General features: G+C 50.6%; 11 protein-coding genes. 9 read left to right on the forward strand and 2 right to left on the reverse strand.

The genetic code is table 11. The annotated features are described in order from the left end of the window. Window positions 1–134 precede the first annotated feature (134 nt). The 3 genes from U9S71_RS17580 to metA all read left to right on the forward strand — a co-directional run bounded on the left by U9S71_RS17580 (window position 135) and on the right by metA (window position 4,736). Entirely contained in the window at window positions 135–2,936 is a 2,802-nt protein-coding gene (locus U9S71_RS17580; RefSeq protein WP_326328992.1) for an outer membrane beta-barrel family protein, read from the forward strand. Between the two features lie 5 nt (window positions 2,937–2,941). After that, window positions 2,942–3,724, forward strand: a complete 783-nt coding sequence (locus U9S71_RS17585) for a GLPGLI family protein (RefSeq protein ID WP_326328994.1) — start codon at window positions 2,942–2,944, stop codon at window positions 3,722–3,724. A 67-nt stretch (window positions 3,725–3,791) separates the two neighbouring features. Beyond that, window positions 3,792–4,736 (forward strand): homoserine O-acetyltransferase MetA, encoded by a 945-nt coding sequence (metA, locus tag U9S71_RS17590; RefSeq protein WP_326328995.1) that lies wholly within the window; start codon window positions 3,792–3,794, stop codon window positions 4,734–4,736. On the opposite strand, the gene U9S71_RS17595 is transcribed toward metA, so the two are convergent. Continuing rightward, window positions 4,720–5,547, reverse strand: coding sequence for an NYN domain-containing protein (locus U9S71_RS17595; protein WP_326328997.1), 828 nt, complete (start codon window positions 5,545–5,547; stop codon window positions 4,720–4,722). The genes metA and U9S71_RS17595 overlap by 17 nt on opposite strands. A gap of 317 nt (window positions 5,548–5,864) precedes the next feature. Here U9S71_RS17595 and U9S71_RS17600 point away from each other — a divergent pair, with 317 nt between their 5' ends. Both U9S71_RS17600 and U9S71_RS17605 read left to right on the forward strand, forming a co-directional pair. Further along, complete coding sequence (locus U9S71_RS17600) at window positions 5,865–6,056, forward strand: cold-shock protein (RefSeq protein ID WP_326329012.1); 192 nt, start codon at window positions 5,865–5,867, stop codon at window positions 6,054–6,056. Between the two features lie 71 nt (window positions 6,057–6,127). Next, the gene (locus U9S71_RS17605; protein ID WP_326328999.1) at window positions 6,128–7,192 is read left to right on the forward strand and encodes a 3-oxoacyl-ACP synthase III family protein; all 1,065 of its coding nucleotides are present in this window, start codon (window positions 6,128–6,130) and stop codon (window positions 7,190–7,192) included. A gap of 14 nt (window positions 7,193–7,206) precedes the next feature. On the opposite strand, the gene U9S71_RS17610 is transcribed toward U9S71_RS17605, so the two are convergent. After that, on the reverse strand, window positions 7,207–7,401 hold the full coding sequence (locus U9S71_RS17610) for a hypothetical protein (protein ID WP_326329001.1): 195 nt from the start codon (window positions 7,399–7,401) through the stop codon (window positions 7,207–7,209). A gap of 296 nt (window positions 7,402–7,697) precedes the next feature. Between U9S71_RS17610 and carA the strand changes: the two genes are divergently transcribed. The 4 genes from carA to U9S71_RS17630 all read left to right on the forward strand — a co-directional run. After that, complete coding sequence (gene carA / locus U9S71_RS17615; protein ID WP_326329003.1) at window positions 7,698–8,819, forward strand: glutamine-hydrolyzing carbamoyl-phosphate synthase small subunit; 1,122 nt, start codon at window positions 7,698–7,700, stop codon at window positions 8,817–8,819. 127 nt (window positions 8,820–8,946) lie between these two features. Next, window positions 8,947–10,239, forward strand: a complete 1,293-nt coding sequence (gene eno / locus U9S71_RS17620) for a phosphopyruvate hydratase (RefSeq protein ID WP_326329005.1) — start codon at window positions 8,947–8,949, stop codon at window positions 10,237–10,239. Between the two features lie 110 nt (window positions 10,240–10,349). Continuing rightward, on the forward strand, window positions 10,350–11,168 hold the full coding sequence (locus tag U9S71_RS17625) for a helix-turn-helix domain-containing protein (RefSeq protein WP_326329007.1): 819 nt from the start codon (window positions 10,350–10,352) through the stop codon (window positions 11,166–11,168). Between the two features lie 174 nt (window positions 11,169–11,342). Beyond that, window positions 11,343–15,429, forward strand: a 4,087-nt coding sequence (locus U9S71_RS17630) for a BspA family leucine-rich repeat surface protein (RefSeq protein WP_326329009.1), incomplete at its 3' end; no start/stop codon positions are given.

Below are 15,429 nucleotides of genomic sequence, written 5' to 3' on the forward strand. Positions count from 1 at the left end.
GGATGTAACAGATTTGCTAAAAAACATTAAATAACAGCGAAGGAAACAAAAACTATTTTTTTAGTTTTATATTTGTTACGATCAAAGTCGAATGGAAAGATGGGGGGAAGTTAACTGATAGCATAAAGCCAACTATGAAGAGATTGCTCGTTACGCTCATTATGGCCTGCGCATGCGGGTATTTCGTATCCGCCCAAGATGGAGGCTTTTCCGTAACGGGAACGGTCATTGACACCGCTTCCGGCCAAAAGTTGGCGATGTCTTCCATTGTATTGGTCCACGCTAAAGATTCGATGTTATACCGGTTTACCCGTTCGGATGAGGCTGGTAAGTTCAGGCTCGCCAACCTGGATACGGGAGCATATATGTTATTCGCTACCTTCCCCGAATATGCAGACTATGTAGAGCGCTTCACGCTGGATAGTTCCACGAAGGTGATGGATTTTGGGAATTTGGGACTGGTACTGCGGTCCAAGCTATTGGAAGAGGTGTTGGTGAACCGAAGTCAAGCCATTACCATCAGGGGTGATACGACGGAGTACGACGCCGCCAGTTTTACGATACAACCCAATGCGAAAGTGGAGGACCTGCTCAAACAGCTGCCGGGCATCCAGGTAGACCAGGATGGCAAGATCACGGCACAAGGGCAGACGGTAAATAAGGTGCTGGTAGATGGGGAGGAGTTTTTTGGCGATGACCCTACACTGGTAACCCGCAACCTTCGCGGAGACATGGTAGATAAAGTGCAGTTGTACGATAAACGAAGCGATCAAGCCGAGTTTACCGGCGTGGACGATGGTGAGCGCTCGAAAACACTTAACATCAAGCTGAAGGAAGACAAGAAAAAGGGATATTTCGGCAAGGTCGATGCGGGTGCCGGCACCAATGAAATGTACCAAGGGCAGGCCATGTTCAACCGCTTTAATAATAAGCAACGGTTTTCAGCGTTCGGTACCATCGGCAATACGGGACGCACGGGGCTCAATTGGCAAGACGCCGACAAATATGCATCATCGGGAACGACGACCTTGATGGATAATGGTGGCATCATGATTTCTTTCAGCGGTGGGCAAGACGAGATTGAGTCGTGGAGCGGGCGATATGATGGGCGTGGCATACCTTCGGTGCTGAATGGGGGTGTTTTCTATAGCAACAAGTGGAACGATGGCAAACAGTCGATCAATGGGAATTACAAAATCGGTGAACTCGGCGTAAAAGGAACCAGTAACACGATAAGCCAGAATAACCTGCCTACCGGGACCATCCATACGGAGTCTGGCCAAGAATTCGACCGTCGGATATTCCGTCAGCGTGGCGGGGCCATTTTCGAGACACAATTCGATTCGACATCCAATTTAAAACTAACGCTCAATGGCTCACTAAAAAATGGAGAAACCACGGAGCTTAACGAATCGGAAGGTACCGATGGGGCCGGGCAGATGCTCAATGCTTCGATGCGCAATACGAACAACAAGACGGAAGGGCAGGATGTATATCTATCGGCGCTTTGGACGAAGAAGCTGCGTAAGAAAGGCCGTACCCTCTCTTGGGAGGTCAACGAAACCATCAACCAGAGCAAGGCAAACGGGTTCCTGTACTCCGAAAACTCATTTTATAACGATGCGGGCGACGTCGACAGTGTGCTGTTGGTAGACCAGATGAAAATCAATGATAGCAAGAACTCGGTATTTAATTCAAATATCACCTACTCTGAGCCGTTTACCAATACGCTATCGTTGGTGTTGAACTACCGTCTCACAGCCAACAACGGCACCTCGCTCCGCCAATCCTTCAATCCGATGGGTGCCGGCGACTATACGGATCTCGACTCGCTATACAGCAATGATTTCAAATTAAACCAATTGGCCAACCAACTGGGCGCCATCTTCAATTTCAAGAAAGGAAAATCCACGCTCAACTTCGGTACGCGGGTAAGCCGGGTGCAATTTGACCAGACCGACCGGTATATCAACAACCAGTTTGAGCGGAGTTTTACCAACTATAACCCGCAACTCCGTTGGCAATACCGGTTTTCGCAGCAAAAGTCGTTCAGTGTTTCATACAATGGTAGCAATACACAGCCTAACATTAACCAGATACAGCCCGTGCGGGTAAACGATGACCCCATGAATATCGTATTGGGTAATCCCGACCTCAAGCCATCGTATACCAATCGATTCAATATGTCGTACCATTCATTTAAGGTGCTGGGCAATCAATACATGTATTTCTCGGGTAGTTTCTCCAACACCAACAATGCGATAGTAAGTAACACACACACCGATTCGGTAGGGCGCAATACCTTCCAATATGCCAATTTGGACAATAGAACCCCAATGAATTACTACTTCTATTCCAATTTCAGCAAAAACATCAAAAAGTGGAATCTTAACGTTGGTATGGGACTGAATACAAACGGCAACATTTACTATAACCTAGCCAATAGCGAGCTCAATAAAACGATCAGTTCGAACTATTCGGCAACGATAAATCTGCGCCAGTATATCCAAAAGAAGTACGATTTCAATATCAATTTCGGCCCCAGCTATAACTACGGCGAGTCTTCGCTGCAGCCCGATCAGAACAATAACGGCTGGGGAATGAACGGCCGGTATTCGTTCAATATATACCTGCCTTGGAAATTCCAGATCAGTTCGGAAGGGAACTATACCTATACGGCTGCTACGCAGTCGTTTAACGAAGATTTCGAGCGCTTTACCGTCGATGCTTCCGTGAGCAAGAAGTTCCTAAAAGACGAAACCCTCCAATTCTCCGTGGGCGTGAATGATATCTTTGACCAAAATACCGGCTTCAGCCGTTCGGCCAGCAGCACCTATATTACACAAAATCGGTATACTACCATTACCCGTTACCTGATGTTTTCATTGACATGGGACTTCAACAAAATGGGCGGCGGCCCATCCATCCAAAACTAAAGATCATGAAGATAAAGACAGTTCCGCTAGTTGCCTGTGTGTTTGCGTTGGTGCTTTATGCCCAGTCGCTACAAGCACAATACGCCCGGTTTGTGGAGAGCGGCGTCATCGAATTTGAAAAGCGGGTAAATATGTATGCCAAAATCGAAAACCGAATGGGCGGGAGCAGTTTTATGGAGCAGGCATTTGAACAGTATAAACGTGCTCATCCCCAATTCCAGGCCTTCAAATACAACCTGGCGTTCGGCGGTTCCAAAACGCGGTTCTGGCCGCAAGACAGCGAGGCGGCCACCTCGGGGGGCTTCTTTGGCAGCGACCCGTCTATCGATATGGGGAATATCATTGCCGCCGACCTACTCGCCCAGCAGGGCATCAGCCAGAAGAGCATCTATGAAGAGACCTATTTGATTACGGATAGTCTGCGCCAGATCCAGTGGCGTTTTACCAACGAATCGCGCGAAATTGCCGGTTATGAGTGCCGCCGTGCCAACGCGCTCGTGCTCGATTCCATCTATGTCGTTGCGTTCTACACCGATCAGATTCCCATTTCGGGCGGTCCGGAGTCGTTTACCGGTTTACCGGGTATGATTCTGGGGGTGGCGTTACCAGATGAACACGTCACTTATTTCGCCACCAAGGTAGATGATCGGCCAGTATCGGCCAAAGAGTTGGCAGCACCCACCAAGGGGAAAGCAGTAAACTACCGCGAGCTACGGGAACAGTTGGAGGCAAGCCTGAAGAATTGGGGCGACTACGCGCAGTCCATTGTAAAAGCCATGCTGCTCTGACTTCGGTTCGCAATGTCCCGAAAATTCTCCTTATTTTTGTGTCGTAATTAAGGTGCAAGGAAAGAGCATGCCAGTAAAGATACCCGATAATCTCCCAGCGATAGCGCAACTGAAGAACGAGAACATTTTTGTGATGGATGACCTCCGGGCCAACACGCAGGATATCCGTCCGATGCGGGTCATTATCCTCAATCTGATGCCGTTGAAAATTTCAACGGAGACCGATTTTGTCCGGTTGCTATCGAACAATCCCTTGCAGGTGGAGATCGAATTTCTTCGTTTAGATACCCACACCCCAAAAAACACACCCGCAGAGCATCTGGAGCTATTTTACAAAGGGTTCAACGAGGTGACGGACAATTATTACGATGGTATGATCATCACCGGAGCACCAGTAGAGCTGTTGGCGTTTGAAGACGTTTCCTATTGGGACGAGGTGAAGATGATTTTCGAGTGGGCGAGAACCCATGTCACCTCCACGCTTTATATCTGCTGGGCCTCGCAGGCTGCGCTGTACCATTTCTACGATGTGCGTAAAGTTCCGCTGGACAAAAAGTTGTTCGGTGTTTTCAAACATACCGCATTAGATAAGAGGCACCCTTTGTTCCGTGGTTTCGACGATGAGTTTCACATTCCACACAGTAGGCACACCACCCTTGCCAATGATGATATCGCCGTTGCGGCTGGACTTGATATTCTTGCGAAGTCAGCAGAAGCCGGTATAGCCATTGCCGCATCGCGGGGTGGACGCGAATTTTACCTGACTGGACATTCAGAGTATGCACCGTTGACCCTTCATGAGGAATACACCCGGGATTTGGAAAAGGGAGCTGCCGTCGAAATGCCGCAGTATTATTACGCCGGAAACGATCCAAAGAACGGACCTGTTGTCCGCTGGGCCAGCCATGCAAATCTATTGTTTAACAATTGGTTGAATTACTTCGTTTATCAGGAAACTCCTTACGACTTAGCGGAAATCGCCCATTTGGGTGAAATTAAACCGCACGGGTAGCGGACTTTTTCCGTGCGGTTTTAAGCTGCTCTCTGATTTTGATATAGACGTGCTTGATTTTCGTTTTTTCCGTTGATTTTTCTTCCACCTCAAAGTATTTTCTCAGTGATTTAAATAACGGTGTGAGTTTTGAAAACCCATAGACCCGCGGGTCAAAATCAGGTTTCCGTTTGTTGATCAACCCGCCAATAGCAGCGAGCGGCGCCCATCCACCTTCATCGGCTACGTCGTTAACTGTCGCCTTCAGCAGTTCAATTGTTTCGGTGCCGATTGACTCATGTGTTTTTGCGTCACGGCTCGACTGCTTAGGGGTCGAATCTGTTGCAGCATTTGCCGCGCCGATAGGTGTTTTTTCCCTGGCTGGGGGTAGGGGAGCAGTTTCTTTGCCCAGAATTTCAATGTATATGAACTTGTCGCAGGCGGCGATGAATGGTTTCGGTGTCTTTTTTTCTCCCACGCCGATCACCATTTTCCCCGACTCCCGTAGCCGAATCGCCAAGCGGGTAAAGTCGCTGTCGCTCGATACGATAGTAAATCCGTCCACCTGTTGGCTATGCAAGATATCCATGGCATCAATGATGAGTGCAGAGTCCGACGAGTTTTTGCCGCTGGTGTAACTATACTGTTGTATCGGCGTGATGGCGTGTGTGAGCAGCGGTTCTTTCCAGCCCGATACGTGCGATTTTGTCCAATCCGCATAGATCCGTTTGATCGAAGGGATACCATATCGCTTCACTTCGTCCAGAATATTCTCAATGGTCGAACTCGATACATTGTCGGCATCGATAAGCACCGCTATTTTTAAATCCATATCCAGAATGGATTAATCTTTTCTTTTTTTCTCTGCCTGCTTCAGTTTTTTATCTGCTCTTTTTTCTTTTAGGTTTTTTACGGCGGTCTTTTTGTCGTTGTCCTTTTTTGCTCCTTTATCTTTAGCCATGGCCTTTTATTTAATTTTTGGTAAGATAGTGTTTTTAATCCGTAATCGTTATGGGGTTTCTTCTGGTGTTCTTCAAAGCCCATTACATGTTATCGACTTATCGCGATGAGATAAAAAAGCTGATTGTCATTAATTTATTGCTACCTTCGTGCATAATTAATTATTTTATTCATTTATATCAAAGTGCCATGCAAGAAGGCAAAGTAAAATTTTTCAATGAAACCAAAGGTTTCGGTTTCATCACCCCCAATGACGGTGGACGTGAGGTTTTCGTTCACTCTTCAGGATTGCTAGATAATATCCGCGAAAACGACGATGTTTCATTTGAAGTCGCCCAAGGTCAAAAGGGCCCTAACGCAGTAAATGTAAAATTGATTTAAGTCCATTTTCAGATATTGTATTGACCATCCGGTGAAGACCGCCGGATGGTTTTTTAATTTATAACGATCCCATGATCCGATCCAAGATAATCGCTACCGGTGCATACATACCCACGGAAATAATTTCGAACGATTATTTTCTAAGCAACATATTTTTCGATCGCGATCAGTCGATTATCCGTCAACCAACGGAAACCGTTATCCAGAAATTCAAAGCCATTACCGGAATTGCGGAACGCCGCTATGCATCACCGGGTATTACGGCGTCGGATATGGCGTCGATGGCGGCACGGACAGCTATCGCTAATTCACGCATCGACCCGGAATCCATTGACCAGATTATTGTGGCACACAATTATGGCGATATGAGCAATCCCGGAGCACCTCGGGATGCGGTGCCGGCGCTTGCCTCCCGAGTGAAGCATAAACTGGGTATTCGTAGTCCACGTTGCATTCCCTACGATATTATCTTCGGATGCCCGGGATGGCTGCAGGCGGTTATTCAAGCCGACCTTGCCCTGCGTGCCGGGATGGCAAGCACCAGCCTTGTTATCGGATCGGAGACCCTTTCCAGGGTGCTCGACCCGTCAGACCGCGATAGCATGATATTTTCGGATGGTGCAGGTGCTTGCCTTCTGCAGCTGAATCGGGAAGACGATAGCGGGATTTTAAGCGTTGCGGTGCGGTCGGATACTACCTCAGAAACAAGCTTTATTTTTTCTGGCGGCCGTAACGATAAGGCGGGCAATGAATCGCAATTCATTAAAATGAATGGGCGCAAGGTGTATGAATATGTTCTTGACCACGTTCCGCAGGCCATGAAAGACTGCTTCGACCAAAGTGGTCTGGATATTTCAGCGCTGAAAATGGTGTTCCTCCACCAAGCCAACGAAAAAATGGACGAAGCTATTATTAAGCGGTTTTATGGCCTGTATGGTATGGATCAAACCCCGGATAACATCATGCCTATGAACATTTCGTGGATGGGAAACAGTTCGGTAGCCACCATTCCGACGTTGCTCCATCAGGTAGTGGAGCGGCAATTGGAGTCCTTCCAGTTGGTAAAGGGAGATGTCATTCTCATGGCGTCTGTTGGGGCCGGGATGAATATCAATGCGGTGACCTATAAGTGGTAATCGGGTTGTCCGTCTTATCGTTTCAGCCTTACATACAGCACGAGTAGGCACAGTCCGAGCGCAATAAAGAAACAGGTGATGCCAAACCGTCGGACCGATTTACGGCCAGCCGGGGGAAGGAACGGCCTGCGGCTATCTCGCGACAGCAAGTAGGTACATACATACCCGCTGCCAAATAAACCGATGATAAAGAGCCAAACCAGTTTCATGAATTTATCTTTCGCTTTTGCATGTTCGTTTGGCAAACTTAGTTAAATAAATACGATGGTTTGGGGAGCAAACCCCGGAATGTGTAGAAATAAAAAAATATCTTTTATAAAGTATAAAAATCCTTACCTTTGTCCCTCGTGAAATTTAGCGTACACTGCTATCAAACGAAATCCCCAAAACCCGGAAACCTTTCCGATGTATGTCGTATTTCTAATTGCATTTGGCCCGTTGCGGGCTTTTTTTATGGCGTTAAGGCTAGATAACTAACGAGAACAACACAACACAATAACGACGAATGACAAACTACAGTAAGCTACCAGCCATCTTGTTACTCGAAGACGGAACGGTCTACCACGGTAAGGCGGCCGGAAAAATCGGCACCACTACCGGTGAAATCTGTTTCAACACCGGTACCACGGGCTATCAGGAGATTTTTACCGACCCCTCGTATTACGGCCAGATCATGGTAACCACCAATGCCCACATCGGCAACTATGGGATAGCAGATGATGAGTCGGAATCCAGGCAGATTCAGATTGCCGGGCTGGTCTGCAAGAATTACAGCATTAATTATAGCCGTAACCAAGCGGACTCGTCCATTCAGAAATATTTCGAAGACGGCAATTTGGTAGGTATCTCCGATATTGATACACGATCGCTGGTACGCCATATCCGTAATAAAGGAGCGATGAACGCCATCATCTCATCGGAAGTATTGGACGTGGCCGAGCTGAAGAAACAACTGGATAACGTGCCCTCCATGGCGGGCCTCGAACTTTCGTCGGTAGTCACCACAGACACCCCATATTACTACGGCAACGAAGATGCGCCCTTACGCCTGGCTGTGCTCGATTTGGGTATCAAGCGCAATATCCTGCGTAACTTCGACGCGCGCAAGGTTTATGCGAAAGTATTTCCCGCCAAAACATCCTTTGCAGAGATGGAAGCTTGGGGGGCAGACGGCTACTTCGTGTCTAACGGGCCTGGTGATCCTGCGGCGATGGATTATGCCGTGCAGACCATGAAAGACATCCTCGCTTCAGATAAGCCGTTGTTTGGTATCTGCCTGGGCCACCAATTGCTGGCACTGGCCAATGGGATACGCACCACCAAAATGTTCAACGGCCACCGTGGTATCAACCACCCCGTGAAAAACATTATCGAGAACCGGTGTGAGATTACGAGCCAGAATCACGGGTTCGGTGTCGTGGCTGAAGATATTGAAAAGTCAGATAAAGTGGAAATCACCCACGTGAATCTCAACGACCACTCCATCGAAGGCATACGTGTAAAAGGGAAAAACGCGTTTTCGGTACAGTACCACCCCGAATCGTCCCCCGGCCCGCACGACTCGCGCTACCTATTTGATGAATTCGTGCAGCTGATGGAAAGCGGTAAGCCGGTATTGGCAAGCTGAAGTTTGGCAGATGGGCCGGAAAAGGCTATCTTTGCCATAGAAAGCTTGATGGTGTAATGTGTACACTAAGGGCAATGTGTTGAGAATTGAATACGGAATAAAGACTAAATATTAAAGACTAAAATATATGAGCTTAATCATCGATGTACATGCGCGGCAGATATTGGATTCGCGCGGTAACCCCACCATCGAGGTGGATGTAACCACAGAGAACGGATTTGTAGGCCGAGCGGCGGTCCCTTCGGGCGCTTCCACAGGTGTACACGAGGCCGTGGAATTGCGGGATGGCGATAAATCCACCTACCTCGGCAAAGGCGTGCTGAAAGCGGTTGAAAACGTAAACACCCAGATTGCGAATGCCCTAGAGGGTATCGATGTGTTTGAGCAGAACGCCATCGATAAGGTAATGATTGATTTGGACGGTACTGAAAATAAAGGTAACCTGGGTGCCAATGCCATCCTTGGTGTTTCGCTGGCTGTAGCAAAAGCTGCGGCACAAGAAAGCCGCCAGCCGCTCTATCGCTACATTGGCGGGGTGAATGCCAACACGTTGCCCATCCCGATGATGAACATCGTCAACGGCGGTTCGCACTCCGATGCACCCATCGCCTTCCAGGAATTCATGATTATGCCCGCCGGCGCACCTTCGTTTTCTGAGGCACTACGCTGGGGTACGGAAGTGTTCCATAACCTCAAAAAGATCCTGCACGACAGGGGACTTTCCACGGCCGTAGGCGACGAAGGTGGGTTTGCGCCTGCGTTTAATGGTACGGAAGACGCCATCGAGACCATCTTGAAAGCCATCGAAGCGGCGGGATACCAAGCCGGTAGCGATATCTATTTGGCGCTCGATTGTGCTTCGTCCGAATTCTACGAAGACGGTAAATACGATTATAGCAAGTTTGAAGGCGATAAAGGCGCGGTGCGCACCAGTGAAGAGCAGGCCGCTTACTTGGCTGAGTTAACAGCCAAATACCCCATCATTTCCATCGAAGATGGTATGCAGGAAGACGACTGGGCGGGCTGGAAGCAGCTCACCGAAAAGATCGGTGCCACCGTACAGTTGGTGGGTGACGACCTATTCGTAACGAACACCAAGCGCCTGCAACAAGGCATTGATACCGATACCGCCAACTCCATCCTGGTGAAGGTAAACCAAATCGGGTCGCTCACCGAGACCATCAACGCCGTGTCGCTGGCACAGACCAACGGCTACACCTCGGTGATGAGTCATCGGAGTGGTGAAACCGAAGATTATACCATTGCTGATTTGGCCGTGGCCCTCAATTGCGGACAGATAAAGACGGGCTCGGCATCGCGCTCCGACCGGATTGCCAAATACAACCAGTTGCTCCGTATCGAAGAAGAGCTGGGCGACAATGCACGCTTCCTGGGTAAAAGCTTCAAGTTTGCTCGGTAACGTACAATCCATTAAAATTAAGAAGGCCGTTTCAAGCGATAATTGAAACGGCCTTTTTTACTGCTAAGGTATTTTGATTTTGTAATAAATTGGTTACCTTAGCCTTGCCAATGGCCTTTTTTAATACATATCTACCCTCGCCCAAACTGGCTGGGCTTGTTGATTACTACTGGCGCTCTGTGGCGCAGCTAGCCGATACCCTGGTGCAGGATGTACCCACGCCGATCATGCAGGGCATGACATTCAACCTGGGCGGACTGAAAGAAGAAATGGTATTTGTCGATCGCAAATTGGAGATGACTACCCATAGCTATTTTTTCGGCCAGCCCATGGCACATCGGCTGTCCATGAGTAACCAGCAGGGTATCGATATACTGGGGGTGAAGTTGAAGCCTTCGGCCATCTATGTATTAACGGGTGTCGACATGCACCACATGGTTGATGATATCGTTCCCATCGATGACGTGTGGCCCAAAACGGAGGTTCGCACCTTGTGCGAAAAGCTCTACGCTTGTTGGGAAGCTCGATCGATGATTGTGGTCCTTGAGCAATTTTTGCTGGAAAAGCTGAGGCAACGGGAAACCTTGACCAAAGATCCCCGCATCCTGCTCGCCGCCACGGGGATGGAAGCCTTACGTTGGAATTCGATGGCTGACATCAAGGAATTCACCTGTTTTTCCGAACGCAGTCTGGAGCGCCATTTTAAACAGCGGATGGGCATGAGTCCGAAAACCTATCACCGGATTTGCCGCTTCAACGCCATGAAGGCCCGCTTAGACCAAGCCCCCAGCTGTTCCTGGCAGGAGCTGGCCTTTACCAGCGGCTACTACGATCAAAGCCACTTTATCAAAGAATTTAAGCGTTTTTCGGGCAAAACACCGGGCGAGTATCTAGCCCACGCCAATGCTACGGCTGCCGCTTTCTTCTGATCGCTTCATTGTGTACCCCTCCTTCCTCAACCGCTAATAGGTTGAAATTGTCGGATTTTTACAATGGGAATTTTTTCTTTTTATAAAACTTTGCTGTCGAGCTCAGTTTCCCCGTGCGCAATGCATGAGTAAGGGAACCCGGGCACCAGATTTATATAACCTATCTAGGCAGCAATGAAGATAAACACGTATCTACCGATAGTTTTTGCGTTTGCCGTTCTTTTATTGAACATCGGCACATCAAGGGCACAGGCACCATTCATCACGGTTTGGGATACAAATAATCCCGGTACCTCGGCAACCAACCAGATCACCATCCCTACCAACGCCGGTGGCTATAACTACGATGTCCAATGGGTCTCGGTAGCCGATCCGACGACAATACTAGGTTCGCTGACCGGCCAGACGGGCGATGTTACCATCACGTTCCCGGCCGACGGTATCTACGAGGTATCCATCACAGGCGATTTCCCAGCTATCTTTTTCGATGGTGGGGGCGATAGGGAGAAAATCCTTGAGGTGAAACAGTGGGGCGACATCGCGTGGGCATCCATGTGGAATGCGTTTAACGGCGCGGTGAACTTGCAGATAACGGCCACCGATGCGCCCGACCTCAGTGCGGTAACGACGATGAGATCGATGTTTTTCGGCGCGACATCACTCAATAGCGACCTGAACCACTGGGACGTGTCGAACGTGACGGATATGGGTGGGCTTTTTTTTGGTGCGAGTGCGTTCAATGGAAACATCAGCAGTTGGGATGTCTCCCATGTATTCAATATGGGGCAAATGTTCCAGTCGGCAGCAGCTTTCGACGGTGACTTGAGTGGTTGGGATGTTTCCGGTGTAACCAACATGTCGATTATGTTTGCTGGGGCATCAGCCTTCACGGGCACGGGCTTAAGCGGATGGAATGTGGGTGCTGTGCAAGATATGAGCAGCCTATTTGCCGGTACCACCGTGTTCAATGCCGATATCAGTGGTTGGGACGTGTCGAGCGTAACGAACATGGGTTCCATGTTTCTCGATGCCGCCGCATTCAACGCCAACATCGGCGGTTGGGACGTCTCCAACGTAACCCGTATGAGCTATATGTTCATGAACGCGGTCGCCTTTAACCGGGACCTCATGGGTTGGGATGTCTCCAACGTGACCACAATGGAGCGGATGTTTTCGGGTGCGGCAGCGTTCAACGGTGATTTAAGTGGTTGGGACGTCTCTAGCGTGACCACCATGCTTGATATGTTCGGCGGGGCATCGGCGTTTACGGGCACCGGCGTGAGTGGTTGGAATGTCTCGCAGGTGACCACGATGAACAGCATGTTTCGGACTGCCGGAGTATTCAACAGTGATTTAAGTGGCTGGGATGTATCAGGTGTAACCGATATGCGGCTCATGTTCTATAACGCCACGGTGTTCAATGCCGATATCAGCGGTTGGGACGTCTCGAGCGTAACCGATATGGGCAACATGTTTTACCTGGCAAGTGCTTTCGATCGAGACCTCGGTGGCTGGGACATCACGGCGGTTACCAACATGGAGAACATGTTTAATTCATCGGGACTTTCTAGCGCCAATTACGATGCGTTATTGACCGGGTGGTCTACGCAGGCTGTACAGTCGGGCATAACCCTGGGAGCGTCGAACCTCGAGTATTGCGCTACTGCTGAGCGACAATCACTCATCGATAACCATGGGTGGAGTTTTATTGGTGATGCGGCCTCGGCCCTGTGCGCCGTTCCGGGCGCATTCGTGACCACCTGGAATACCAACATGACCGGTGGGGCTTCAGGCCCCAATGAAATCACTATCCCGACCACCGGCGGCGGCTATAACTACGATATCCAGTGGACATCAGTAGCCGATGCCCTGGTGACCGGTTCCCTGACCGGCCAAACCGGTGACGTGACCATCACGTTCCCCGCGGCGGGCATTTACAAGGTTTCCATCACCGGCGATTTCCCACGCATCTATTTCAACAATACGGGCGATAAGGTTAAAATACTCAGCGTAGAGCAGTGGGGTAATATCGGGTGGACCTCGATGGAAAACGCATTCCACGGGGCGTCTAACCTGCAGGTGAATGCCTCCGATGTGCCCGACCTCTCCGGCGTGTCGTCGATGGCATGGATGTTTGCCGGCGCGACATCGCTCAACAGCGACCTGGGCGACTGGGACGTGGGGAATGTCACCGACCTGAGCTTCCTCTTCCGGGGTGCAACCGCCTTCAATGGCGACATCAGCGGTTGGGACGTATCGCAAGCGACCGATATGGGAAGCACGTTCCAGCTCGCAGCGGCCTTCAATGGTGACCTAAGTAGCTGGGATGTGTCGAACGTGACCAATATGGCGATCATGTTCAGTGGTGCAGGTGCATTTACCGGTGCCGGTCTGGGTGGCTGGGATGTAAGCCAGGTGACCGATATGAGCAGCCTATTTGCCGGCGCCACGTTGTTCAACGCAGCCATCAACACGTGGGACGTGTCGCAGGTGGCCACGATGAATGGCATGTTCGATGGCGCTGCCACTTTCGACCAGAACCTGGGCGGTTGGAATATCACCGCGGTAACCGATATGGACCACATGCTCGACAATTCCGGCCTTTCGGATGCGAATTACGATGCTACGCTTATCGGGTGGGCAGCACAGCCCGTGCAGACGGGGGTGCCGCTGGGGGCTGCCGGTCACCGTTACTGTAGCAGCGCCGGGGACCGCTACGCGCTTATCCATGATCGTGGTTGGACAATAACCGGCGACATTTATAATGCAACTTGCACTCCTCCGGGGGCGTTCGTGACCACGTGGGACCCCGGCGTCGTGGGCCCTTTCATCTTTACCATCCCTACCACCGGTACGGGCTACGATTATGATGTCCATTGGGTATCGTTGGACGATCCGCGGGTCTATGGCGTCGTGGTGAACCAAACGGGCGATGTTACACTCACCGTGCCGGCGGCCGGCACTTATCGGGTTTCCATTGTCGGCGACTTCCCACGGATTTACTTCAACAACACGGGCGACCGGAATATGATCCGCACGGTGGAACAATGGGGCGACATTTCCTGGACATCTATGGAAGATGCGTTTTACGGCGCAGTGGATCTCCAGGTAACAGCGACCGATGCGCCCGACCTGAGCGGGGTTACGTCGACGGCGCGGATGTTTGCCGACGCACTATCGTTCAACAGCGACCTGAACCATTGGGACGTGTCGGCCGTAACGGATATGGAGTCAATGTTTTACGCAGCGGTGGCCTTCAATGGCGATGTCAGCAGCTGGGACGTGTCGAACGTAACCAATATGGCTCAAATGTTCACGGATGCACTCGTGTTCGACCAAGACCTTAGCGGTTGGGATATTGCCTCGGTAGCGGATATGGCGGGCATGCTCGATTATACCGGAATTTCGCGCGCGCACTACGATGCCATGCTCACCGGGTGGTCTGCGCAGGGCGTCCAAACGGGCGTTGCCTTAGGAGCCAGGGACTTAGAATACTGTGCTGACACCGAACGGCAGTCGCTGATCGACAACCACAGTTGGGCGATTGCTGGAGATATGCTTTCCAGCAGCTGTTTGCCTCCCATAACAGGTATTACATTCGTCAATGGTTCGTTTGTTTACGATGGCACGGCGCAATCGCTCGCCATCACGGGCACACTACCCACAGGCACTTCCGTAAGCTATGTGAATAATGATCGCACCGATGCCGGTAGCCAAACCGTGACCGCCCAAATTTCGGGTGGCGGCGTGTATGCAGATTTGACATTGACGGCCACGCTGACCGTTACACCCGCCACGATCACCGGAGTTACCTTTGCCAACGGCTCATTCGTTTACGACGGCACGGCGCAGTCGCTCGCCCTCGGCGGCACGCTGCCTGCGGGTACGTCGGTGAGCTACGCGGATAACAACCGTACGGATGCCGGTAGCCAGACGGCCACGGCCACCATCAATGGCGGCACGAACTACGACAACTTGGTACTGACAGCCACACTGACCGTTACGCCGGCTACCATTACGGGCATCACCTTTGCGGACGGCAGCTTCGTTTACGACGGCACGGCGCAGTCGCTCGCCATTGCCGGTACGCTGCCTACCGGCACGTCGGTAAGCTACGCGGATAACAACCGCACGGATGCGGGCAGCCAAACAGCTACGGCCACCATCAATGGCGGCACGAACTACGACAACCTGGTGCTGACGGCCACGCTGACCGTCACCCCGGCCACGATCACGGGCATCACCTTTGCCGACGGCAGCT

The sequence above is a fragment of the Parapedobacter flavus genome (genome assembly GCF_035818675.1).
GTDB classification, from domain to species: domain Bacteria; phylum Bacteroidota; class Bacteroidia; order Sphingobacteriales; family Sphingobacteriaceae; genus Parapedobacter; species Parapedobacter flavus.

Excerpts from the sequence above, each read along its gene's own strand:
- U9S71_RS17580 (WP_326328992.1), top strand. The coding sequence starts at position 135 with ATGAAGAGATTGCTCGTTACGCTCATTATGGCCTGCGCATGCGGGTAT.
- U9S71_RS17585 (WP_326328994.1), top strand. The coding sequence starts at position 2,942 with ATGAAGATAAAGACAGTTCCGCTAGTTGCCTGTGTGTTTGCGTTGGTG.
- metA (WP_326328995.1), top strand. The coding sequence starts at position 3,792 with ATGCCAGTAAAGATACCCGATAATCTCCCAGCGATAGCGCAACTGAAG.
- U9S71_RS17595 (WP_326328997.1), bottom strand. The coding sequence starts at position 5,547 with ATGGATTTAAAAATAGCGGTGCTTATCGATGCCGACAATGTATCGAGT.
- U9S71_RS17600 (WP_326329012.1), top strand. The coding sequence starts at position 5,865 with ATGCAAGAAGGCAAAGTAAAATTTTTCAATGAAACCAAAGGTTTCGGT.
- U9S71_RS17605 (WP_326328999.1), top strand. The coding sequence starts at position 6,128 with ATGATCCGATCCAAGATAATCGCTACCGGTGCATACATACCCACGGAA.
- U9S71_RS17610 (WP_326329001.1), bottom strand. The coding sequence starts at position 7,401 with ATGAAACTGGTTTGGCTCTTTATCATCGGTTTATTTGGCAGCGGGTAT.
- carA (WP_326329003.1), top strand. The coding sequence starts at position 7,698 with ATGACAAACTACAGTAAGCTACCAGCCATCTTGTTACTCGAAGACGGA.
- eno (WP_326329005.1), top strand. The coding sequence starts at position 8,947 with ATGAGCTTAATCATCGATGTACATGCGCGGCAGATATTGGATTCGCGC.
- U9S71_RS17625 (WP_326329007.1), top strand. The coding sequence starts at position 10,350 with ATGGCCTTTTTTAATACATATCTACCCTCGCCCAAACTGGCTGGGCTT.